1 pseudogene is annotated in these 359 nt (G+C 76.6%); it reads right to left on the reverse strand.

The features are described from left to right. Positions 1 to 359, reverse strand: a pseudogene (locus AC5RUU_RS19645) (HNH endonuclease); the annotation flags it as partial.

Genomic DNA, 359 nt, shown 5'->3' on the forward strand with positions numbered 1-359 from the left:
GTCATCACCAGTTGGAGGTCGATGCCGGTGATCCCGCCCGGGGTGCCGGTGACCCGCTCGACCAGGGCGTCCGCCATGACCTGGCCCCGGGACCGGTCATCCCCGCGGCGCGGGCGGCGTCGGCCTCCCGGGTCAGGGCCGTGTACGCGGCCACGCCCTGCGCGACGGGCAGCAGCGCTGTCAGGTAGGTCATGGTGTCCGGTGCCGGCCGCAGGGACACGGTCCGCCCGGTGATGGCCTGGCTGGCCCGCCGCGACCGAGCGCGGGTCCCGCCGGTACGCCGCGGCCCGGACCGCGCTGATGATGGCCCGGTCCCCGGCCCCGTCCAGGGTGCCGGTGTCCGCGGCGAGTTCCTCATC

Source organism: Arthrobacter sp. K4-10C, from assembly GCF_059090085.1.